Genomic DNA, 22,654 nt, shown 5'->3' with positions numbered 1-22,654 from the left:
AGCGGCTGACGGCGGGACAGCGGCAGGGTCAGGCGGCTGCCTCGTAGGTGCCCCACGCCCGAACGAAGTCCCCACTGGCCCAGGTGAACGGGGTCACGGAGTCGATCAGACCGGAGCTCGTCGAGGCGCCATCGGTCGCCCCACCCGACGTCTCGAAACCGATCCGGGTCGTGCTGAGGAGACGGGCACGCAGCGGCACACGCAGCGTCGCATCAGTGTCCTGGGCCTCCCCGCTACCGGCCACCAGCTGCGCGGCGGCCGCGGTCACCGGCGCGCTGAACTGCCAGTTATCGCTCCCGCTGCCTCCGCCGAAATTCGTGGTCGTGCCGAACGCGATCTCCAGCCGCCAGTACACAGTGAGGGCCGATACTGCGTACCGGGCCGTGACCGTCGCGTCGCCGAAAGACGGCAGATTGGAGCCGGTGCTGGTGGACCAGGCCGGTACCCAGTCCTGCCACGTCGGCGAGATGGCGAGCAGCCTGTTCGCCGTGATCAGCATGCCTGGCTGCCAGGGCTCATATGCCACGAGAACCTCCTACAGGGCGACGGTGGGGGGAGTGGCGAGCTGGATGGCCGTCCCGGCACTCTGGGACTTCTCGACACCGTTCTCGGCCCGCGTGACCGTGAAAACTTGCGGGTTCAGCAGCCGGAAGTTGTCGTAGCGAACGACAGGATTCGTGTTCGTGTTGGCCGATGCGCTGATCGACCGGACACCCATGCTCCCGGCCGCCGTCAAGTCCGTGTCGGTAGCGGTCACGTGCCAGCCGTACGGATCCTGACCGGATGCCAGCCACGCGCGCGCCCGCAGGGCGGACCCCTGCCCCTGAAACCGCAGCCGGTACAGAGTGCCCGCCACATGGGTCAGGGGGAGGGTGTACGAGCCTAGCGCCGTCTCGGTACCCCCCACCCGCTTGCGGAGGGTCAGGATGATCGTCTGCGTCGTCGAGAACTCCAGACGCGCCTGGTAGAGATTGTTCGCGTCCACCACCCGGGCGACGAGCCCACCCGACAGGAAACCGCCCGCCGCCGTCGCGGACGTCGCCACGTCGACAACGAGATCCCAGTCCGCGTACGGCTGCGTCATCAGCGACCGGCGGGAGACGTTCGTCGAGGCGAGCGTGTGAGTGCCCACCCCGGAGCCGACCGCATAGTCCGATGACGAGCCGCCGGCCGTCGACCAGGACTGGCCCGAGTCCGCCGTCCCCCACCCCGAGGCCACCGTCCGCGCGAAGGCATCCGTCGCCCCGTCGGTGATGGCGGTGACGGTCATCTGCTCGCCGCCCGCCACTACGCCGAACGGGAACTCACCCGCGTACTCAGCCGAGCGACCCCACTCCGGGCCCTCTGTCGCTGCGACCACCAGCGTCGTGTCGGCCTCATCCACGTCGGCAGCCAGTTCGCTGGCATCCGTATCGACCCGGCCAAGGATCTCGTCCTCGACCACCCCTACCTGCCACGGGGAACCCGGGGCACATACCAGGTCGATCTCCCACGTGCGCACACCAATCCGCTCGGTGTAGCCCTGCAGGATCAGATCCACCGGCCCCGGCGGCAGCCAGGCCGGCAGGTCCGTGAGCCGGATCAGGTCCCCCTCAGACAGGTCGATGACCGTCTCGATCAGCTCGGGCGCCCGATGCAGCTTGAGCGTGATCAGCGGGTAGCGGGCCTCGTCCACCGTGCCCAGGTGCAGCAGCCAGTGCGCCATCGGCTCGGCCTGCTCGTCCTCGTACAGATTGAGCGTGACCGAGTCGTCGTAGCGGCCCGCCCCGTCCGGCGGATCCAGTACCGACAGCGGGCCCGACGTCAGCTCGGCGCGCCCCGACGAGCCGCCCGACCGAATGACCTGCACATCGTTGCGCAACGCCGAGTCGTCCTCGACCGGGTCGACCACGACGAGCCCGCGCTGCCGGAACGACAGCACGAGCGCGGGCTCCTGGTTGTAGAGAGACACCCGCGGCCGATACCGCAGGCCTGGACGCTCCGGGGTCTCCACCAGGATCCCGCCGTCCGCCGCCGCGCACTGCTCGAGCTGCTCAAGCATAGTCGCCGCCCGCTGCGGGCCCATCCGCGCCGTGAGCGTGGGCGGGCCCATCACCTCGACCGGCAAGCTCTCCTCCCCGGCGAGCCGCTGCAGCCTCGCGCCCGCCGTCTCCCCGAAGAACCCATCGTCCGCCGAGTCGTAGATCCTCACACCCGGAGCCACCGGGTAGCTGCCGCCTGTATCGAAAACGGCCAAGTGGCCGATCGCCATACCGGCGAAGTCGCTACTCCACTGCGCCTGCACGCCGGTGACCGCGCCGGGGCTGCCGGTGTAGGCCGTGGTGGCGTAGCACCAGGTGTCGGCCACGACGTCGCGCCACGCCACCGTGACATAGGTGGTCGCCCCGTCGACCGCCGAGAAAAGCTGCAGGCGATTCCACACCCCGGTGAAGGCCGCGACCGCGGAAGCGTCGGTGAAGTTGAAGAAGGCGACCACGCTTTCGTCCGCGTCGAGCGCCTGCACACGCACGTTGGCGTTGGAGACGCGGGCCCGGACCTGCGCGACGCCGCCCGTACCCGGCCGCAGACGCACACTGAAAAAGGTCTGCTCCGTGGGCGAGACGGCCTCGAGTTTGTAGACCATCTCGGCGTGCCACCCGCCAGCCGCCGCGCCCGGGACGGCGGCCTTGAGCACGGCCGGGCCATCGAGGACCGGCAGCGCCTCGGAGCCGAACAGCGTGTCGTCCTCGGCCCATTTGACGCCGGTCAGGGGGAGCGGGATCCCGCCCGGCAGCCCCGAGGCCGCGCGGGTGGCGTTCTCGCCGTCCTCCATCGGCCAGTACACCAGCGGGTCCCCGGAGGGGATACGGCGCCGCAGCGTCGACTGCAGCGGTGCCTTGCCCTGATTCAGGCGGCGCAGGATTCCCGCGCCTTCACCGGTCACCCGGATCAGGTGCCCGCCGCGGGACGCGGTCGTGGGCCACTCCGAGTACTCGCCGGAGAACCGGACGCGCCGGTCGGTCACCGGATTGGTCAGGGTCCACGTGCGGCCCGCGCTGTCAGTGAACGAAGTGGTGCCCGGTTCCTGCGCAGTGAAGTCGGGCGCGGCCACCACCGTGCCGTCGATACCCGACCGCACCTCAGCCCGGTAACAGCGGCCCTTCACCGGCGTACGGGGGTCGAGGGCGGCGGACAAGTCGAACTGCTGCGGGGCGATCGACAGGGGCGCGGTGCTCGCGAAGATGGTGATCGCCGTAGGCCCCATCATGAGGTCGTCGTCACTGAACTGGACCCACGGCCCGTCGAGGGTCTCAGCCCAGTACGTGCGCATGAGGTAGGTGCCGGCCACGGTGTCCGAAGCCAGGGTCATACGCACGGCGGCGTGCCGGGGCATCTCGGGCAGCCGCCACACCCCGCTGACACCGGTTGTGCCGTCCGTGGTCACCAGCATGACCAGGTAGCCCTCTTCGATGCGCATGTGGTAGGAGCGGTTTCCAGCGTCACCCCACTTGCCGATGAGCATCTGGGCTGCCGTGCTGTACCAGTCCGCCTCGCCCTCCCACCGCAGATCGATGTCCCCGGTGATGTCAAGCGCGGCATCGTCCGGGGTCGACGCGATCCCCGCCTCACCCGTCAGTTCCAGGTACGGGCCCCCCGCCCGCAGGCTCACCCGCATCGGAGTGTTCTTCCCCAGCTGCCCGTAGTACGGAGAGCGCGGGTTGCGGGGCGAGAACAGACCATCCGGCGACTTCAGGGTGAGGGAGCAGGAGGCAGGGTCTACCGCCTGCCCCTCGCCCGTGCGCCCGCGGGTGTGCTTGATGACGTCCTGCACCTGGACGTACCCAGTGACGTCGGTCCACTCGCCGCCGATCTGGAACTCCACCTTGGTGCCGAGCGGATCCTCCGGGAACGCCATCAGCTGCTCCTCCTCCCTGCGATCACAAGGTCGACGTCCTGCCCGCCGCGCTTGCGTACGCCGCGCCGCAGCGACTCGAGCACGTACTCGTCAGCGCCCCGGCCGGAGGAGTGCAACTCGAGCACGACCCGCTGAGATGCGGCAGCCCGCGCCCTCGAGGACGCCATGTCCCACGAGCCAGGCGCCGGCGTCTCCACCAGGCTGGCCATGGTGCTGTTGACCGCCCCGCGCTCGCCCTCCAGGCCCTTCACGAGCCCCTGCGCGGTGTAGGAGCCCACCAGCGCCATCACCCGCGACGGCGACTTGATCCCGAGCGCCTTGCGCATCGCCGTCGACATGCCCTTCGCGATCCGCAGCATCGTCTTCTCGATGTACTTCTGGTGATCCTCAAGGCCCTTCACCAGGCCCTGCGCGGCCCGGATCCCGGCCCCGTACATCGCGTCACCAGCGGTCGTACCGGCCTGCCCGGCCGCCTTCACCAGGGCAGCCTGCTGGCTGTTGATCGCCTTCACCTGCGAGCTCGTGGCGTTCGCCAGAGCGGCAGCCGACGAGGCCCCGCCGCTCACGCCGGCCTGCGCGATCTGCGCCACCAGGTCCGCGCGTACGCCCTTCTTCCGCAGCGTTGCGAGGTTCTTCGCGAACCTGATCGCGGCGGCAGTGTCCTGCTTCAGGCCCGCGAGGATCGTCTCTGCCGACTGTGCCCAGCCGCCCGTGTCCTGCTTGGTGATGTTCGCGTCGTCCAGGACGCCCTTCTTCACATCGTCGACGAGCTTCTGACGGGTCTTCTTCAGGTCCGCCAGCTTCTTCTTGGCGTCCTTCAGCTGGGAGCCGACGCGGTTGGCCCACTGCGCGTTGAAAACCAGCGAGTTGGCGTCCTTGTTGATGCGCTTCAGGGCAGCGCGCTCCCGCTTCCCGGTGAGCGCGTCCTTCACGATGTCGACAAGCTTGTACGAGGCGGCCTTGACCTGCTTCGTGCTGCCGGTGAGCCCGTCGACCAGACCACGCGCGATCCACCGGCCCTGGGCTTTCGTCACCTTCGACGGTGACGCGATCCCCAGCGCCTTGGCGACCGGCCCGGGGATCACGGACCGCGCCCAGCCCATGATCTTCGACTTGATCCAGCCGCCCATACCGCGGATGCCCGCCCACAGGCCCTGGACGACGTTGCGGCCCTTCTGTGTCAGCAGGCTGGACAGGGACCCGATGCCGCGGGAGATCCGCCCCGGCAGACCGGTCACCCACGTCACCAGCGCCATCGCCCGGTTGACGGCAGCGCTGCGCATGGCGTTGAAGTGCCGTGTGGCAGCGCCCGCCAGCTGCGAGCCCAGCGCCGAGATAGCGCCGAGCAGCCGCCCCGGCAGACCGGCGAGCCAGTCCTTCAGCTCGGTCATCTTCTTGACGGCCCAGTCCTTCGCCTGGCCGAAGAACGTCGAGACCTTGCCCGGGATCTGGCCGAGCCAGTCGACCGCAGCGAGGATCGCGTCCTTCGCCGACGAGACCTTCCCGACCACCCAGTCCCAGGCTGTGAGCGTGGCCGACTTGATGTCGTCCCAGTACAGGACGATCAGGATCACCAGGCCGGCGATCGCGGCCGCGATACCCGCGATGATCCAGAACATGGGGTTGGCGAGCATCGCCGAGTTCATTGCCCAGACGCCGATCGCAGCCAGCGAGAACGCCGCGCCCAACGCGGTCACTCCGGCCGCCGCAGCGAGGAAAACACCAGAGTGCTCCTGGACGAAGCCGAACACCTTCTCCAGCCGGGGAATCACCTCGGTACCGAGGAACTCCACCAGGTTCTGCTGCATCGTGTTCTTGAAGGCCGTGACTTTCGCGCCGGCATTGTCCCGCAGCCCTTTGCCGAGCTTGTCCGCCTCGCCCGCAGTCTTGCCCATCTCCTTCGCCGCGGTGTGCAGGTTCAGCGCGAAGAAGGCGGCACCGAGGTCCTCGCCAGGGCCGCCGAACAGATCCTGAATGGCCACCTTGGCGACGTCGGACTCCGGGCCCAACTCCACGATCGCGTCGTGGATCTTCGTCATGGCCTCCTCGCCGCGCTTACCGCCCGCGGACAGGTCGGCGATCATCTCGTCGGCGTTCAGGCCGACCGATTTGAGCGCCTCGACCTGGGCCTTACCGCCGGACGTCACCCGGAGCTCCAGCTCCTTGAACGCGTCCGCGATCTTGTCGGTGTCCTTCCAACCAGCCTGAACAGCCTGCCGCATCAACCCGAACGCCGTGCGCCCAGAGAGGCCCGACTTCTGAAACTGGACGCCGTACTCAGTGATCGTCTCCAGCAGGTCCTCACCAGCAGGGCCCATACCGGCCATGCCCTTGGTGATCATGTCGAAGGCCTCTTCCGAGTTCTTCGCCAGACCGGTCTTGACTGCGATACCAGCCGCGTTGGCAGCCATGGACACATCCACCTCAAAGGCGGACGCCAAGTCAGCTGCGTTGGTCGCGATGTCCTTGATCTGCGCGTTCGTCGCGTCAGGCGGCAGCAGGCCAGCCCCAGCGATCGCCTTGATCGCGTCCGCCCCCGCCTGGAAATCCTCGACGATCGCGTCCTTGAACAACTGCCCGGCTACCTTGCCGTACTGCTGCGCAACGGCCGGGGTCGTCCCGAGCTGGGCCCCGAGCCGGGCCGTGATCTGCGACTGGCTCAGCGCCTCCTGGAACGACGACATGAGGACGGCGCCCGCCGCGATGCCCGCACCGGCGGCCGCCATCTTCAGCCGGTCCATCCGCGAGGACGCCTGATCGACAGCCTCGTCCGCGCCCTGGGCCACGCCATCGGCGAGCTCCTGCCCCGCCTCGTCGCCCGCGTCGCCGGCGGCGTTGGCGATGCGCTGCCCACCGCGCCGCATGACGGCCTCAGCCTCCGCCACTGCGGCGGTCGCTGCGTCGACCAGCTCGCCGCGCATGTTCCGCCACTGGCCATCCGCGCCCCGCACCAGACCCTGACCGAGAATCTCGCCGATCCGCTCGCCCTCGGCCTCGGCGTCGGAGCCCATGCGCTGCCCGGACTGCCGCAGCGCCTCCTCGGCCCTGCGCAGGGCAGGGGTCACCGCCCGGTCGTCGATCGAGAGCACGGCCTGCAGCTCGCCCACGGTCAGCGCCACAGCACTACCTCCTTCGGGGTCGGGTCTTCTTGCGGTCCTCGGGAGGCGGTGCGAAGTGCCGGTACAGGCGCGTCTCCGCGGACAGCAGGCCGAGGATGCGGACCTGCAGCCACCGCCACGTGCGCTCGCGGAGGATGCCGGAGGAGGCGTCGATGCCGTACTGCGAGTGCAGGTCGGCCTCGATCAGCGGCCACTGCTGGAGCATCCGCTCCCAGGTCAGGTTCTTCAGCGACCCTGACCGCGCCCGCGACGGCGGCGGGAGCCCGCCCTCGTACCACTCGTAGAGGCCGGTGACCGGGTCGTACTCCCCGCGCCCGACCCCGAGGTACCTTGCTTCGCCTGCGCTCTCCGGGCCTCCCGGTTCCGGGCTTTTCCCGGCTGCTGGCCCGTCCGCCAGAACTCGGCGGCGGTCTCCTTGTCAGACACCACCCAGAACATCGCCGTCAGGGCAACGTGCTTGAACTGCGCCCACTTCACACCGTCGGCGAGCAGCTGGTCGTACGTCTCCCCGAGGCACAGCCGGAAGAGATCCTTCTCCTCCTCGTCGTCCAGGACCGGGGTCTCGGGCCGCTTCCCGCCGGCCGCGAGGCGGGCGGCCAGCGTGGTGATGCGCTCGATCCGCAGGCCGTCCTCGGCGGGCGGGTCCTCGATCCGGTAGATGCGGGTCTCCCCGTCCCGGCCGCGGACGGGGAGCTCCAGGTAGTCGTCGAGGAAGCTGTTGAGCGCCTCGAACTGGGTGGACGCTTCGGCCATCAGGATCCGGCCAGCGGGTTGTCGATCGGCGTGAGCGGCCCGTCACCGGTGAAGGTGATCTCGACCTCGCCGAGCGCGGTGTACTCGCCACCGGCGGGCTGCCAGTTCGGGATGGCCTTGCCCTCGTACGCCTCCGGCAGCCCCTCCCTGTTCATGTACCGCAGGTGGACGAGGTTGGACTCCCCGTACTCGAAGTGCGCCAGCCGGATGGCCTCGTGAACCGGGTGGTACTCCTTCGCCGTCTTGTTGGCCTTGCGGCGGATAGTGACGGACAGCTCCCACGACTGCGCGGTCTTCGTGTTGCCCGCCCAGCCCTCGCCGTCGTAGTCCGACGAGTCCTCGATGTTCGGCTCGGACACGGGCTGGAACTCGCGGACCCCGGGGCACAGTTGCCAGTCCGGGGACTCCTCGGTGCCCATGTTGATCTCAAGCCGCCACTCGCGTGCGAGCTCGTTCTCCTCGATGGGAGTGGACATGCGGTCCTCCTAGTCGATCGTGTGAGGCCCGGACCGCACGGTCCGGAAGTAGTAGTTCGCGGTGCGCTCCATGCGCCCGCTCGCGTCCTGGCCGATCCACGCCTCGGAGTTCCGCCAGGAGATCTCCACCCGCACACCCCGCGCGTCCCAGCGGCGCCGGTTGTGCAGGACGTCGAAGACGGCGTCGGAAAGGTCGAGCACGTCGAGCGGGGCCGTGCCCGCCCGCATGCGCGCCTGGACGCCGGTGATGGAGTCGGTGGAGTAGTCGTCGGCCACCGGATACGTCGTCAGCCCGAGCGCCCTGTCCGGGCCGTCCGGGAGCCGTCCGAGGACGATGCCCGTACCCTCGGCCGGCAGCGGGCCCGTCTCGTCGTACACGCCGACGCCAGCGTCCTCGAGGAGCTCGGCGACCCCCCGCAGCAGGTCGGTTTCGTGGCTCATCGCAGCACCCGCCTCAGCTGGGCAGCCACCAGGGCCAGCACCGTCGACCGTTCGGCGTTGAGCGGCTGCTCGAGGTACTTGGCCTGCCTGCCGGGGGCGTGCCGCCAGTCCAGCTCTTCGTGCTGGCGGACCGCGTAGGGGGTGTCGAAGGACACCATCGCCGTCAGCGACCCCTCGTCCACCGACGCGGTGCCGGTGTTCTGGAGGCCGCCCTCGTCGAGCGGCACCAGGTCCTGGGCCTCCGTCAGGACGTGCTCGGCGCCCAGGAGGAGGCCGCGCGCGGCGGCGGCCCGCAACTCGCCTGCCGCTGACCTGTCGAAGTCGAGCCGAAAGTTCAGCGGCATACCGGCCTCCTAGGTGAGTTGGATCTCCACGTGGTCCGGGGTCGGCAGGCCGCCGCCGTCCCGGGTCAGGGAGGCGATGACCGTGGTGGTCCGGCCGGACGGGAGAGTGACGCGCGACAGGGGCGGCGCCGTGGTGCCGGGGGCCGCGTAGGCCGTGGATGACGAGGTGGTCTCCTCGCCGCCCGGCGTGCGCACCGTGCGGGTCTGCTCGTCCACGAAGGCGCGTACCTCGACCGGCGGCCCGTACAGGGGGCCGGTGCTGGACTCGCCCTCGTATGCCTCGATCGTGATGCGGTGACGCAGCAGCCACCCGGGCACGCGGCTCACCAGGGCACCGCCACCGCGCCGACGTACAGGCGATCGTGCAGGTCCGGGGAGCGCAGCTCGTCCCACACCTGCGGAGCCACCTGCCGAGCCGCGGAATCCGAGCCATCCGCAGACGAGGCGGGGCTCCCGCCGAGGCTCACCGAGCCGATGCTCACCGACCCCCAGCCCGCACCAGCCGCGCCGCGGTGGTCGCCGAGCTCGTCCCACCAGGCGACCTGCGCGCACACCGCCCGCCCGATCGCCGCCGCCACAGCGTCGTCGGTGGGCATGCCGCCGTCGTCCACGTCGTACCGGCAGTACGCCAGCACCAGCGCATCCAGCATCCGGGAGGCGTCCGCCAGCAGCTTTGCTGCGTCCAGCGGCGGGGCAGCCTGCATGTACTCGGCGAGTTGTGTGGTCGTCGCGTACACCCGCCCCGCCAGCCCCGCCCCGGGGGCGGGTGCGACGGAGACCAGCTCGTGCTCAACGCTCGCGCCGGTCCCGGTCACCGTCCACGACAGCCGCCAGATCCCGGCCGCCGTGTAGGTGAGCGGAGCCGTCCACGTCTGCCCACCGTCGCCGGTCGACACCACCGGGGTCGTCACGGTGCCGTCCGGCGCGGTCACCGCCAGCGCAGCCTGGGTCGTCCCGTCATACGGGGACACCACCAGCTGCGCGGTGACCAGGTCGCCCACGTCCGGCATGTCAGCCTCCTCCTGTGCTGGAGGCCGCCAGGTGCGGCCCGGATACGGATGCAGTCAGCGACGGGCCAGCCGTCGACGGAGTGAGGAGCGGCCCCGACGTGGACGGCGTCAGCTCGTCCGCCGGCCGCTGCCTGCTCCACCCCGTCGGGCGTGCCCGGGCCGTGGTGCGGGCGGCACGGACCATGCGCGTCTGGAACGGCTGCCGGATGGTCCCCGCGCGCCCGCGCTCGAGCGCGCTGCCCACGAGCAGCCCCTTGGCCGCCCGCACCGGCCCCGCCACGGCCGTGCAGCGGGCCGTACCGAGCGGCACATCACTGCGGGCCCGCACCGGCCGGCCAGCCAGCAGCACGCGGGCGGCGCCGAGACGCACCCGGTGCCCGGCCAGGACCGGCCCAGCGGCCTCTACAGCTGCCGCGCGGCCGACCGCTGCCGTCTTGCCCGCGCGTACCGGCCGGGCCGCCGCCATCTCGCGGGCCGCGGACGCCTCGAGCGCGCCCGCCAGCAGCAGGAGCGTCCCGGTCTCACTCGACCGCGCCGCACCCAGCCGCAGCACCTTGGCCGCCGCGAGCGGACGGGCTCCCTCGAGGGATGGTGCCGTGCCGGCCGGTACGAGCCGCACCGCCCGTACCGGCCGACCGGCCTCGGCCACCCCAGCCGGCTCAATGCCGCGCGTCTTCGCGGCGGTGACCGGGCGGCCCTGCTCCACCAGCAGCGCGGGAGCAACGGGCAGCCCGGCCGTGGTGACCAGGCTCCGCCCGGCCGTGCGCTCTCGAGATGCCCCGAGGAGCGCTGTGCGGGAGTGGGCCAGGCCGCGGGCGACGCTGGTCTCCCGGGCCGCACCCACCTGGATCGTGCGTACTGCTGTGACCGGGCGGGCCGCTTCGGCCCCGGCAGCCGCCCCTACCGCAGCCGTCTTGGCGGCCGCCAGCGGGTGCGCCCGGGCGACCGCCCCAGCCGCGCCAACGTCGGTCGCGCCCGAGACGGACAGCCGCCCGGCCCGCGCCATCTCACGCGCGGCCGCCAGCTGCGCGGTCCGGGCCACCTGCACCGGCCGTGCCTGCTCGACCGCGGCCGCACCCGTGACCGGCACCACCCGTACGGCGGTCACCGGCCGCCCGGCCTCCACTGTGCGAGCCGCTCCCACGTGGGCGGTGCCCGCTGTCGACAGCGAGCGGCCAGCTGCGACCACGCGGGCCGCGTCCACACCGGCCGTCTTGGCAGGGGGCAGGGCCCCGGCCGTATCGACCGTGCGTGCTGCGCCCACGTGCACGGTGCGCGCCACGGTAACCGGGAGGGCCGTACTGGTCTCGCTGGCTGCTGCCGCAGCGGCGACGTGCGCGGCCTGGACCGGCCGTGCCTCCGTCGCCTCGGCCGCATGCGCTACAGCTGCGGCCCGCACGACGGCGAGCGGCCGGGCCGCCACCACCGTGCGTGCCGTTCCGGCCGACGCAGTGCGCGTGATGCGCAGGGGCCGCCCGGCCTCCACCGAACCACTGGCCGTGTTGCCGGCGGTCTTGGCCGCCTGCACCTCGCCCGCCGCCACCGCCGTGCGCGCACAGCCCACACCGGCCGTCTTGCGGACGGTCACCGCTCCAGCCCGGGCCACCGCCGAGGCCGCAGCGACCGCAGCCGTCTTGGCCGCCTGCACCGGCCGCCCCGACTCAGCCTCTACCGCGGGACCGGTCGGCAGCACATGCCCAGCCGCCGGGACCACGTTGAAGTCGTCGAACTCCGCGAAATCGACCGTCTCGTCGTCGCGGTGGGAGATCAGCTGCACCTGCAGCGTCTCATCGGCCACCCACGCCGGCGAGGTGACGCTGCGCTGCACCGTCCACGTCGCCCCGTCTGGGGACGTCTCCCAGTACAGGGTCCCGTCTGTCTCGCGGATCCGCAGATGCGCGTGCGCGACGGGGTCGTAGTCGATCGCCGTGTAGTTCGGATCGGTGTAGTCCACGCGCACGGCCATACCGACGTACGTCTCGAGCGGACTGATCTCGATGATCGCGTCGGTGCCGGCCGTCGTTGTGGTGACGAGGATCTGCGCCCACACTTCTGTGGCTTCGCCCTCGGCGGGCGGGTACACCCTGGCCTGCACGTGCGAGCCTGCCAGGGTGTATGCGGTGTCGGAGGCGTACGCCGCGTAGTCGTCGGTGCAGGGGACCCGCGCGCGGCCCCCGACCTCGGTGACGCCCCCGTAGGAGTCCGGCCACTTGACGGTGTCCCGGACGTTGTCGTTGAAGTCGTCCGTGAGGGTGTCGAACAGCGGCACGACTCACCCCCCGGGGGCTCGGGCTGGGGTCAGGAGGGGTTTTCGGCGACCGCGAGGCCGTCGGAGTCGATCTGCGCGGTGATGTCCGTGCCGTCCGGGGTGACCGCGAAGTCGTGGATGGTCAGCGGAATCAGGTCGGCGTCCGTGCCGCCGGTGGTGTCCGGGTCGTAGCAGATCACCAGCTTCCCGGTGGCGTTGCCGGTGGCCGCGGTCCAGGTGATGTCGTCCGCGTCGAAGCTGGCGTCGTTCGCCGTGTCGTCGACGGTGACGGTCACGTTCGTGAGCGTCTTGCGACCCATCGTCGTCTGCTCGTTGGACGCGCCTGCGAGCAGCGCGCTGAGGGTGTCGTAGTCCTGCAGCGCGTCGTCCGCCTCGAGGTCGGCCGCTTCCAACACAACTGCGATCAGCGCATCGTCCGAAGCGGGCAGGCTGGCGTAGTAGATGAACCGGCCTTTGCCGATGTTGGTGACCAGGTCGGCCATGGTGTCAGTGCTCCTTGCTGCCGTAGCGGTCGATGATCTGGGCCTTCGTGAGGGTGGCGATCTCGGCGGCCTCGTCCGAGTCCTGGGCGAGGCTGGTGGCGTACTCCACCCACGCCGCCTTCGATGCGCTCACTGCAGGGCGCGCCACAACCGCGGTCTCCTCCACCGGCGGCACCGGCACCGGCACCGGCACCGGCTCCGGGGCGGGCCCGGGTGCTTCCCCCGGCTGCTCCGGGGCGGCGGGCGCCGCCTCGTACTGCTCCGGCTCCGGCGCGGTCTCGGCCGGGATGCGGGACCAGTTCGGCAGCATCTCCAGCCGGGCGTTCCGGTGCGCGTACTCGACCTCGTCGCCCGTGTTCGCGTTGCGGTACCTGTACATCAGAGGTGATCCCTTCAGCGGGCTCGTGCAGAATTCGGCGAGCAGGGCCCGCATCGCGGCGGGCCGGTCCCGCGCGTCCAGATAGCGGCGGTACCGGGCCAGCCCCTCCCGCGATCCGGACGCGCGGGACAGCCGCTCGGCCGGCGGATGCCACAGATGCACCAGATCCGCCGTCCCGCGCCACATCGGGCCCGCCAGCGTCTCCAGCGCGACCGCCCACGCCTGGTCCTCCTGGCCCCAGCCCTCGAACCCGGGGTCCATCGGCACCCCGCGAGCGGTCTGCCGGGTGAGGACGACCATGCCGCCGCCCGCCATCCCCGGATGCGTCTCGACCGTGGGCCCGTCCAGCGGCCCGCCCTCGAGCACCTTCTCCGTAGCCTCCTCGGTCAGCCGCCGCACCAGGGTGTGGGGCATCGCCCACTTCGCCCGCCCGGCCGCGACCTCGTCCACGGCCTGCTCGATGCCGTCGCACCACACATCCGCGTCCGCGACGATGATCGTGGTGCCTTGCGCCCGGCGGATACCGTCCTGGACGGCAGCCCCCTTGCGCCACGTCCCCTCCGGGGCCCGGCCAGTGACGACCTGCCAGGTCGGGAAGGCTTCCTGCCACTGCCGCCGCACCCATCCGAGGATGCGCTGGCGGCCAGGGGCCGGCCGCCACGGGATCACCACCGACACGCTCCGACCCCGCCGCCGGTCGAGCCACCGCTCGTAGTCCAGGGGCTTGTCGAAGTCCTCTGTCCAGCCGCCGATCACCTCGTACCGGCCGTACATGCGGTGCGTACGCAGTTCACGGTCGCCCCGGCCGCACATCGCCCGGTAGGTTTCCCAGCCGCCGCACCGACGCAGCAGCCCGGCTCGCCACAGCGAGGCCACCCGGTGCAGGGCCTGCTCGTATTCGGCGTGGTGCTCGGGCCAGAAGGTGACGGCGAAGCACTCGCCCGAGGTGGCGCCGGTGGTCTGTGAGGCGCCGGGCCGGCACCACAGCAGCCACTGGCGCCGCTCGTCGCCGAGGATCAGGGCCATCGCCTCGTCGTCGAACCACACGTCGCCGTAGAGGACGACCGTGCGACCGTCGGGGGCCCAGAGATGACGCGACGACAGAAACTTGTCCGCGTCCGCGTTGGACGGCGTCAGCCGGGCGTCCACCCGCTCCGCGCCGTCCGCTTCATACCGGGCATCGCCGGGCTTGGACACCACCAGCACCCGCCCCGCGCCATGCTCGCGCGCCAGCCGCACCGTACGGTCGAGCAGCCGCTCGCCCTCCGGCGCCAGCAGGTGCTTCGGCGTGCCCCGGTGGTCGCCCCACCGGGTCGCCTCGCCCGCGCAGATGACGATCACGGTCGGCCCGCTCACCCGAACACCACCTTCTGGATGTACTGGAGCCGGTGCTCCCACAGATGCCGCTCCTCCACCAGCGCCCGCCCCCGCTCCGCACGGTCGGCCAGCTCGCGGTCGGTGATGCTGTCGATGAGGTCCCCGAGCGGCCCGAACTCGCCGACCTCGTACCCCAGCAGCAGGTCGGGGGTGTAGCCCTGCTCGTCCATGCCCTCGATCAGCGGATGCGCCAGCGGCGCCCCCCGCGCGAGGGTCAACGGGACCCGGTCCGACCAGTAGCGCGGCACCGGCACCGAATCAGCGAGCACCACCCGCGCCGTGGCGTAGAGGCTGGACAGGTCGGTGCCCCATACGCGGCGGCGCGGCGTGCCGTACCAGCCGAACCGATCCCCCCACCGTTCCTTCGCCCACGTGAGGAGCTGCCTGCGGTGGTTGCGATGGCTGCCCGCCGAGCACGTCCCCACGAACACGATCGGCTCCGGCCACCGCTCCTTATCCACGACGCCGGGGGTGAGCCAGCGGCGCCCCGCCGGAGCAGGAAGCCAGCGGTGGTTGATGCCACGCGCCTTGAACTTCTTCTGGTGGCCGCCGTCGGCGGTGAACACGTGGTCGCAGCGCCACCACGCGTCCCGGCCGATTTCCGGCTCCCGGTTGGGGCGCGTCCAGTACAGGTCCATGTGCATCCCCACCGTGGCTGCGCCGGCTGACCGGGCGGCAGCGAGGATGCGGTCACCGTGCTGCGGGGCCTTACCGGGTGTGTGGACCCAGAGCAGCATGTCGGCGCCGGGCAGCGCCTGGACGATCGGGCCGGGATCGTGCGGGGAGAGGTGCAGCACGTCCCAGCCCAACCGGGTACCGGCGGCGGCGACATCGTTCTTCCAGGAGCGGGCCAGGCCAGGGAGGCCGATCTGCACTACACGCACGTCACGGCCTCCCCTCCACCTGCCCACCACCCCTGCCCTCACCGGAGAGGGGGTCAGGACCCGGTCTCGCCGCTGATGATCACGGCCCGGTTCGCGTCGAGGGTCTTCGTGCCGTACAGGCAGTCCACGCTGACGACGGTCTGCTTGTACTTGATGTCGTAGTCGTAGACCACGCGCAGCGCGAACCCTTCGTAGTTCATGATCGCCGCGTCCTGGGCGCCCGGCGGCACCTCCAGCGTCCGCGTCACCAGCGCGAACGCCGTCTTGTGGAACGCCAGGGACTCCTCGGTCGTCGCCGGAGACTCCAGCTTCACGTTCTGCGACATGTACGGGTCGAACCCGGACGCCATGCCACCGAACTGCGCCTGCCGCAGACCCACCGTGGACCCGGACTGGTCGGCCGCACGCCACGCCTTCTCCGCGATCCACCGCGACTTCGTGCGCGGGCCGACGACGACCCGCCGCTCGTCCATCGGCACGTTCTGCGTGTCGAGGACTTCGCCCGCCTCGATGAGGACGCGGGAGTCGGACCACGGGTAGTTCCCGTCGTAGCCGTGGTAGTCCTCGCCGTCGGTGTTCGCGGCGACGCCGCCGACCTGCTGCACGACGTCCGTGCGCAGGGCGAGGAGGTCGCGGTCGATCTTCTCCGCGATCGCCTTCATCATCGGGTCGAGGATCTGCTCGCCGAAGTCGTTGATCTCCAGGGTGAGCTGCTCCGTCGTCACCGCGACGGACACGTCCGGGAAGTGGTTCAGCGTGACCGGCACACCGGTCTCGGTCGCGTTCTGCGGGACGATGCCCGTGTTCCGGTCGAACTGCGACGCGGTGAACGTCGCGGGTTTGCGCACCGTGATGGTGTCGCCCTGCCGGCCGCGGAAGTCGGCCTCGTAGTCGCGGTGCACGAGCTGCGCCATCACGGTGTTCTCGTACAGCGTGGCGAGCCCGCGCGTGGCGATCAGGTCGGGGGTGAGAAAGGTGTTGGCCACGACGGGCCTCCCATCTGTGTGGAGGCGTCAGCGTCGTCCCTTACGGAACGCTTCTCGCTGCGCCTCGATGCTGTTGCCGTTCTTGGGCTTCTCCGTGCTGCCGGAGAAGTCGCCGCTGGTGCGCGCGGGCGCCTGACCCGCGGCCTTGAGCTTGGGGTTGTCGGTGACCGCCTGCTTGATCGCGGCGTTCACCTTCTTCGCGAACTCCTCGTCACCCGGGTCGAGGTCAGCGATCGACCGCAGGAAGCTGCGGGAGTCGGTCAGGGCCTCCGCGTCGGCGCCGTACTTCGACGCGCCCCGGAACACGGCCAGCTCCACCGCGGTCTCGCGGTGCGCGGCCTTCGCCTTCTCGATCTCCGCAGACAGCGCCTTCGGGTCCGGCGGGGTGTCCTTGTCGTCCTCGATCAGCCCGAGCGTCTTCGCGATCTGCTTGGTGATCTCGGATCGGGCCTCGTCCGCCGCGGCCTTCTTCGCGTTCGTGCGGGCCTTCGCCGCGTCGGCGTTGGCCTGCTTCAGCTCCTTGCGGAGCCGCTCCAGCTCGGCCGCCGGGTCCTCGTCCTTCTTGGCGGGCGGCTTCGGCTTGGGCTTGTCGTCCTTGCCCGCGCCGTCGTCGCCCTGGTCGTCGTCGCCGGTCCCGCCGGCATCGTCGTCCTGGTCGTCGTCGCCCGTGCCGTTACCGCTGTCGCCGTTGTCGGATCCGGAGCCGTCTCCGTCCCCGCCGTCGGCGTACAGGTACGGCGCGAAAGGGGCGTGGCCGTAGGGGTGTGCCCAGCCAGCGCCGGTCAGGGCGTGGCGGGGGAGGGTTCGCTTGGGCATGCGTGCACTCCTGGTGCGCGTCGGAATGGTTCGGCCCCGCGCCTGGCGGGGGTTGTGCGATCCGGCCCGCACCCGGCGGGCGGAAGACTCTGTGTGCCCGGTCAGCGGGCCGTGGAGAGCTGCTCGCGGTGGCTCTTGCGGGGCAGGCCCGTCTCCGCGGCCAGCTCGCGGATGCGGGCCTGATACGCGCGCACCCGCGCACGCCGCGCTTTCGCTGTGGCCTCGTCCATGGCCGCGTCCTCCAGACGCTTCCACTTCCGCACCTGCCGCTCCAGGTACCGCTGCCGCTGCGAGTCCTCGTACGTCCCCCGCGACGGCTGCGCCTTCGGAATCCTGGACACCCCAGGCAAGTACGCGGACACCGTGTGCCGGCAGTTCGGATGCATGAAGCCCTTCCCGCGCGCCTCCGGCAGCGACCCGGCCACCACCACGGTCACCATCTCGCCGTCCTCCGTGGCGTGCTCCACCTGCACCGTCCGCTCCCCGGGCGCGCCCGTTCGGGCGAGCACCTTCCGCTCCCACGGCCGGCACAGCGGGCACTCCTCCGGCGCCTGCGACACGATCACCAGGTCCACCCCGGCCGCACCCAGCCGATCCGAGTGGGCCTCGACGGCGGCGCGGGCGGTCGCCGACCGCATCGCCATTTCCACGTAGGAGCGCAGCTCCCACGACCGGCCCGACTGGTCGACGAAACCGCGTACCCCGCGGTTGGCGAACTGGTCGAACGCGGACTGTGCCGCCTGGCGGCGGGTCTGCACGCCGAGCGCGGGGGCTGCGGCGGCCCGGCCGATGACCTCCCGGTACACGTCCATGGACTGGCGCAGCATCCGCAGATGCACCGGCCCCGTGTCCGCGATGACGGCCTGCGCCAGCCGGTCCACCACCGGCGCCGTCGGTACTGCCGCCGCGGCCGCAGCCGTCTGGCCGACACCGAGGGCCCCGAGTTCGGCGACAGCGGCCTGCTGGCCACGGTCGTAGGCCTCGGCGAGCGCCTGGTGCACGGCGCCCGACGCGTCCAGCTGGAGCGCGGCGATGACCTCTTCGATCGCGACCTGCAGGTTGCCGACCGCGGCCAGCTTGAGCTCGACCCACACGGGGCTGTTGATGCCCTCAGCGAGCGCCCGTCGGATCCTCCCGATGAGCTCGCCCTCGGCGGCCTCGTACAGGTCCGCGACTGCTGCGGCGAGGTCTTCGGCCATGGCCGGGGACACGGGCATGGCCGATCACCACCTTCTACGGGAGGGCTCCGGTCTGCATCGGGTCCGGCACCGCGGTGCCCGCCTCCTGCTGGATCCGGTCGACTTCCTCCTGCACCTGGGTGTCGTCCCACTCGGGGTGGGCCATCCGCACCAGCGTGTCCGTGCTCGCCGCCTGCGCCCGCCGCAGAACGTCCGCCGTGTTGGCGAGCGTCAGCGGGTCCTCCTGCACGGAGTCCTCGAACTCGACCGTGGGCCGCTGGGGCACGATGCTCCCGCCGAACACGGCCTGATCGATGGCGAGGAGCGCCTCCACCAGCTGCGCCAGTGCCGGCCGCCACCGGAGGATCTTCTTGCCGCGAGTCGTCATCGACCGCCGTTCCCGGGCGGTGATCTCCGTCGCGGTCACCGCGGCGTCGCCACCGAGCCCGAACGTCTGCCCCGAGTAGCCGGCCGACCGAAGGATCTGGTTGACCAAGTCCTCCGCCGTCTCCCGATGCTCGGCGACCCGGATCGCGAACTGGGCCACGGTGAGCTGCCCGCTCGCATCCGCACGAGCCAGCATGTCCAGCCCGGCGAACACCTCCTGATCCGGATTCCACGAGCCGCCCCGCCCAGGCCCCTGCGACTGCAGGTAGGCGTTCGGCACGACGATGCGGCCCTTGCCGATCCGGATGTCCCGCATCCACGAGCTGTAGGTCTCATCGAGGGCGTCCATCATCGGCTCGACCCCGTCCAGGTCGGAGCGGCCGAAGTCCTTCAGCTTCGGCTTGCACCGCCAGCGGCGGCTGATCTGGTTGGGGATGTACACGACGTCCAGGCCGTTGTAGCCGGTCGGGATTGCGCCCTCGGCGTTGACCAGGGGCGCGAACGGGGCTGTGGCCTCCGAGTCCTCGAGGGGGACCGGTCGGCCGAGGTTGTCCTTCGTGCCCTGGTACAGGCCGTGCATGATGACGCCCGGCTCGTGCCGCTCCAGCCACCGCCAGATCTGGCCGTCCTCCTCGCGGACGGCCTTCCAGAACGTGACTACGGAGAGGCGGCCCCAGGTGAACTCGGGCAGGGCCCGGTCGGCGTGCTCGGCGACGATCCACGGCCGGTCCGCCAGCTCCTTGTCGTAGACCGGCCGCAGATACACGCCGCCCAGGGCAGCGCCAACCTCAGCGGCTGTCTGCAGCGTGGCCAGCATGCCGTCGTCGACGAGGGCATCGAGTCGGTCCTGGGTGGTGTCGTCGTCGACGGTGAGCTTCGGCGGCTCCGAGAACAGGAGGTCGGCCGACCCACCGCAGAGGTCACCGGCGATCGGCACGTGCAACTTCGTGCGGCGCTCGCCCGGGGCGGTCGGCGTGCCCCACCACCAGCGTGCGAGACGGCCGATCACCCCGCCGGCGAACTGCAGACGCTTGGGGTCGGGGCCGCCGCCCGTCGAGCCGCCGTAGAGCTGCTCCAGCCGGTCGGGGTCACCGGACCACCAGGAATCCCAGGCGTGCATCGCGTCGAGGGCCGGTCCGAGGTAAGGCGGAGGCCACGCGGTGTTGCCTGCGGGCAGGGACATCAGGCAGCCACCTCCAGTCGGGTCGGTAGGTACGGCCGCCACAGGGCCTCGGTCGTCCGTAGGCCGTAGCGAATCGCGTCGAGCGAATGATCATTCTCTTTGATCGGCTTATCCTCGCCGCGCTCCGCCGCAGAGTCGTCCCACGAGTAGCCCGGGAACTCGTCGATCAGGCCGCGCGCGGACTCGTGCACCAGCAGATCCCCGGTGGAGATCAGCGAGGACACCGTGCGGATGCCGTCGAGCACCGCATTGTCCGCCGCCGTCACACCGCTCACACCGTCCCGGTGCAGCTGCTCGATGTACGACGACGCCGACGGGTCCACGATCGTCCACTCCGGCGCCACACCCACGACGTTCGACTGCGGCTGCGGCACCCTGGCCAGCCACGCCCGGCGCGCCTTCGAGTACTCGCTGTCCGTCATCTGCCGGCGCGCGGTACGGGAGTCATGCCGGAACTCGCTGACCACGTACAGGCGCCGGTCCGCGCCGACGCCGATCAGCAGGTCGGCGTACGGGTTGACGGTGCCGTAGTCGATCGCGTCGCACAGCCAGCGGTCGATGCGCGGCAGGTCCCGCACCACATGCTTCGTGGTGTCGAACATCTCGTAGATGGCGCCCTCGGACTGCACCCAGTGGCCGGAGATGAACCGCCGGTACCACAGGCCGACGTACTCGGCCTTCAGGGAAGCGACGTACGCCTCGTCGAGGGCGGGGTTGTCGTCGAGGGTGAAGTGCCACTCCCGCAGGTCCAAGTCGGCCGCGCGGTCGAGGAACTCCTTCTTCAACCAGTGCCCCGGGTTGTCGGGGTTCGTCGTCGCCAGCAGCCGCGCACCCGGCACGCTGAGGCGGCCGAGAAGCTGGTTCCAGAAGCCGCGCGGGATCAGCGTCGCCTCGTCCACGTACGCGAGGCAGGCGGTCAGACCACGGAGGCGGCCCTCCGCGCGGGAGTCGGCGGCGCCGATCAGGTGCACAGTCCGGCCGAGGATCGTCGCCGTCGTCGCGCCACGGGTGTGGACGACCAGCTTGGCGATCGGCCCGAACAGGGCGTCGTCCTGGAGCGGGTCGAGGACGTTCCGTTCGATCGTCTGCAGCGACCGGCCCACGATCACGATCAGCCCCGACGACGGGGCCGCGGCGACCGCGATCAGGAACGCGATCAGCGAGGCGACGGTCTTACCCGAGCGGATCGCGCCATGGAGGATGTTGATGCGCGCCGTCGAGTACGCGACCGCCTCGATCTGCTTGCGGCTGAGCGGAAGGTCCAACCCACGGATCACGGGTCACCTCCCGGGGAGCAGCACCTCCAGCAGCGATCGGTCGCGCTTGATCGAGTTGCAGGACTGGCAGATGGGCGCCAGGTTCGTCCACCGGTCGGAGCCACCACGGACGACCGGGTGGATGTGGTCGACGGCCTCGCTCTCGCCTCCGCAGAAGACACACGGGTCGGCGGCGCTCGCATCCGGGCTCCGAGCATGTAGCCTCGGTCACGTCAACCTCTCATCCAGGTTGGCCACGCCCCGGGGGTGTTCCCGCACCCGCCGGGGTCCGTCTTTGGTTGTGCGATCAGTCTACCGAACTGCCCTGCTCAGCAGGGGAGTCGGCGAGCTTCTGCAGGCCCTCGGCGAGGGAGCCGAGCATCGACCGCGCGGCGTCCACGCCGGGGTCGCCGTCGATCGCTTCGAGCTTGGCGGCCTGCGCGAGGTACTGGCCAGCCGCGGTGGCCAAGGAGCGCTCTTCGGGGCCGGGCACGTGGTCGAGAGTCTTGGTCTCGATGCCGTTGACGCTGGTGGCGGTGAACTTGTAGCCGCTGGTCTCGTCGGCTTCAAGCCGGTCGAAGATCTTCTCCGCGCGGGTGTAGGCGCGTTGGATGAGCGCGGCACGGCGGGCCTTGGCGTCGATGACGCGGGCCTCGGTCGCGACGGCGGTCATGGTGCGGTCGAACGTCACCGGCGGGTCGAGTTCGGCGGCTATGACGCTGATGGTGCGAGAGGACCGGCCCAGTTCCCGGGCGATGGCGTTCCGGCCGAGGCCTTGCGCGGCGAGTCGGCGTACGGCCTTGCGGTCCTCGTCGGTGACCGGGCGCGGGTTCGGCTTGGCGGCCACGGGTCACCTCCGGGCATGGGAAAGGCCCGACCGCACGGGGCGGCCGGGCCAGACTGCGAGTGTCAGCGCTGATTTAGCTCAAGGTCGTCGAGCGTCCACGTGTCATCGTCCTTGGTGGACACGGTGCACACGTAGTCGGCACGGACCAGCCCGCCGAACGAGTTCTCGCTGTCGACCACGCCAGTGACCTCATACTTCCACGGCTTGGCGTCGCTGAGGACGACGGTTTTGGCGTAGTCGGCATCGAACGGGTCGGGGAATTCGGCGCTGCCCGGCGACTTTAGGCGCTTCTTGACGAACTCCTCGCACATGACGGCAGCGCTCTCGCTGAGCGGCTTGTTGTCGCTGCCGTCGTTGCTGTCGCCGTCGCTGGTGGCGATGGCGATGATGAAGACTCCGACGATGATAGCTACGAGGCTGAGGCAGCCGAGTCCGGCGATGTTCCCTGCTTTGGGCTTCTTGCTCATGTTCCCCCCTGGAACTGTGGTGCTGAGGGGGCATCATGTCGCAGTTGGGGTGATCGTTTCCGGGCATGCCAGATCTGCGACCCATGGTGCGGTACGACGGGTCAT

At 70.8% G+C, this 22,654-nt stretch carries 21 protein-coding genes and 1 pseudogene; all 22 read right to left on the bottom strand.

Annotation, left to right across the window (positions count from 1 at the left end; translation table 11 throughout):
- Positions 1–28: 28 nt before the first annotated feature.
- The 22 genes and pseudogenes from AC5L3C_RS04645 to AC5L3C_RS04540 all read right to left on the bottom strand — a co-directional run bounded on the left by AC5L3C_RS04645 (position 29) and on the right by AC5L3C_RS04540 (position 22,549).
- Positions 29–526 (bottom strand): hypothetical protein, encoded by a 498-nt coding sequence (locus AC5L3C_RS04645; RefSeq protein WP_493647039.1) that lies wholly within the window; start codon positions 524–526, stop codon positions 29–31.
- 9 nt (positions 527–535) lie between these two features.
- The gene (locus tag AC5L3C_RS04640; protein WP_493647038.1) at positions 536–3,811 is read right to left on the bottom strand and encodes a hypothetical protein; all 3,276 of its coding nucleotides are present in this window, start codon (positions 3,809–3,811) and stop codon (positions 536–538) included.
- 83 nt (positions 3,812–3,894) lie between these two features.
- Entirely contained in the window at positions 3,895–7,014 is a 3,120-nt protein-coding gene (locus tag AC5L3C_RS04635; protein WP_493647036.1) for a phage tail tape measure protein, read from the bottom strand.
- Positions 7,015–7,018: 4 nt separating this feature from the next.
- On the bottom strand, positions 7,019–7,219 hold the full coding sequence (locus AC5L3C_RS04630; RefSeq protein ID WP_493647034.1) for a hypothetical protein: 201 nt from the start codon (positions 7,217–7,219) through the stop codon (positions 7,019–7,021).
- Between the two features lie 20 nt (positions 7,220–7,239).
- Positions 7,240–7,767, bottom strand: coding sequence for a DUF7426 family protein (locus tag AC5L3C_RS04625; protein ID WP_493647033.1), 528 nt, complete (start codon positions 7,765–7,767; stop codon positions 7,240–7,242).
- A complete protein-coding gene (locus AC5L3C_RS04620; protein WP_493647031.1) occupies positions 7,767–8,243 on the bottom strand; it encodes a phage tail tube protein in 477 nt (158 codons plus the stop codon). The genes AC5L3C_RS04625 and AC5L3C_RS04620 overlap by 1 nt, the downstream gene beginning before the upstream one ends.
- Positions 8,244–8,252: 9 nt before the next feature.
- Entirely contained in the window at positions 8,253–8,684 is a 432-nt protein-coding gene (locus AC5L3C_RS04615) for a minor capsid protein (protein WP_493647030.1), read from the bottom strand.
- Positions 8,681–9,028 carry a hypothetical protein gene (locus tag AC5L3C_RS04610; RefSeq protein ID WP_493647028.1) on the bottom strand — a complete coding sequence of 116 codons (348 nt, stop codon included), beginning with the start codon at positions 9,026–9,028 and terminating at the stop codon, positions 8,681–8,683. Before AC5L3C_RS04610 ends, AC5L3C_RS04615 begins: the two co-directional genes overlap by 4 nt.
- 9 nt (positions 9,029–9,037) lie before the next feature.
- A complete protein-coding gene (locus tag AC5L3C_RS04605; protein WP_493647027.1) occupies positions 9,038–9,355 on the bottom strand; it encodes a hypothetical protein in 318 nt (105 codons plus the stop codon).
- Positions 9,352–10,038: a hypothetical protein gene (locus AC5L3C_RS04600; protein WP_493647025.1), complete on the bottom strand. Its 687-nt coding sequence runs from the start codon at positions 10,036–10,038 to the stop codon at positions 9,352–9,354. Before AC5L3C_RS04600 ends, AC5L3C_RS04605 begins: the two co-directional genes overlap by 4 nt.
- A 1-nt stretch (position 10,039) precedes the next feature.
- Complete coding sequence (locus tag AC5L3C_RS04595) at positions 10,040–12,307, bottom strand: hypothetical protein (protein WP_493647023.1); 2,268 nt, start codon at positions 12,305–12,307, stop codon at positions 10,040–10,042.
- A gap of 29 nt (positions 12,308–12,336) precedes the next feature.
- A complete protein-coding gene (locus AC5L3C_RS04590) occupies positions 12,337–12,789 on the bottom strand; it encodes a hypothetical protein (protein WP_493647021.1) in 453 nt (150 codons plus the stop codon).
- Positions 12,790–12,793: 4 nt separating this feature from the next.
- Complete coding sequence (locus AC5L3C_RS04585) at positions 12,794–14,524, bottom strand: NTP transferase domain-containing protein (RefSeq protein WP_493647019.1); 1,731 nt, start codon at positions 14,522–14,524, stop codon at positions 12,794–12,796.
- A complete protein-coding gene (locus AC5L3C_RS04580; protein WP_493647017.1) occupies positions 14,521–15,429 on the bottom strand; it encodes a glycosyltransferase family protein in 909 nt (302 codons plus the stop codon). Before AC5L3C_RS04580 ends, AC5L3C_RS04585 begins: the two co-directional genes overlap by 4 nt.
- A gap of 53 nt (positions 15,430–15,482) precedes the next feature.
- Positions 15,483–16,415: a major capsid protein gene (locus AC5L3C_RS04575; protein ID WP_493647015.1), complete on the bottom strand. Its 933-nt coding sequence runs from the start codon at positions 16,413–16,415 to the stop codon at positions 15,483–15,485.
- A gap of 27 nt (positions 16,416–16,442) precedes the next feature.
- Positions 16,443–17,231, bottom strand: a complete 789-nt coding sequence (locus AC5L3C_RS04570) for a hypothetical protein (protein WP_493647013.1) — start codon at positions 17,229–17,231, stop codon at positions 16,443–16,445.
- A gap of 101 nt (positions 17,232–17,332) precedes the next feature.
- Positions 17,333–18,448 (bottom strand): phage minor capsid protein, encoded by a 1,116-nt coding sequence (locus AC5L3C_RS04565; protein ID WP_493647012.1) that lies wholly within the window; start codon positions 18,446–18,448, stop codon positions 17,333–17,335.
- A gap of 16 nt (positions 18,449–18,464) precedes the next feature.
- The gene (locus AC5L3C_RS04560) at positions 18,465–19,979 is read right to left on the bottom strand and encodes a phage portal protein (RefSeq protein ID WP_493647011.1); all 1,515 of its coding nucleotides are present in this window, start codon (positions 19,977–19,979) and stop codon (positions 18,465–18,467) included.
- Entirely contained in the window at positions 19,979–21,253 is a 1,275-nt protein-coding gene (locus AC5L3C_RS04555; protein ID WP_493653736.1) for a PBSX family phage terminase large subunit, read from the bottom strand. Before AC5L3C_RS04555 ends, AC5L3C_RS04560 begins: the two co-directional genes overlap by 1 nt.
- 6 nt (positions 21,254–21,259) lie before the next feature.
- Positions 21,260–21,406 (bottom strand): annotated as a pseudogene (locus tag AC5L3C_RS04550) (HNH endonuclease); the annotation flags it as partial.
- Between the two features lie 136 nt (positions 21,407–21,542).
- Positions 21,543–22,082 (bottom strand): helix-turn-helix domain-containing protein, encoded by a 540-nt coding sequence (locus AC5L3C_RS04545; RefSeq protein WP_493647009.1) that lies wholly within the window; start codon positions 22,080–22,082, stop codon positions 21,543–21,545.
- A gap of 62 nt (positions 22,083–22,144) precedes the next feature.
- The gene (locus AC5L3C_RS04540; protein WP_493647008.1) at positions 22,145–22,549 is read right to left on the bottom strand and encodes a hypothetical protein; all 405 of its coding nucleotides are present in this window, start codon (positions 22,547–22,549) and stop codon (positions 22,145–22,147) included.
- Positions 22,550–22,654: the final 105 nt, after the last annotated feature.

It is taken from the genome of Streptomyces speibonae (assembly GCF_984686075.1).
This window is presented reverse-complemented; position numbering and strand designations above follow the sequence as displayed.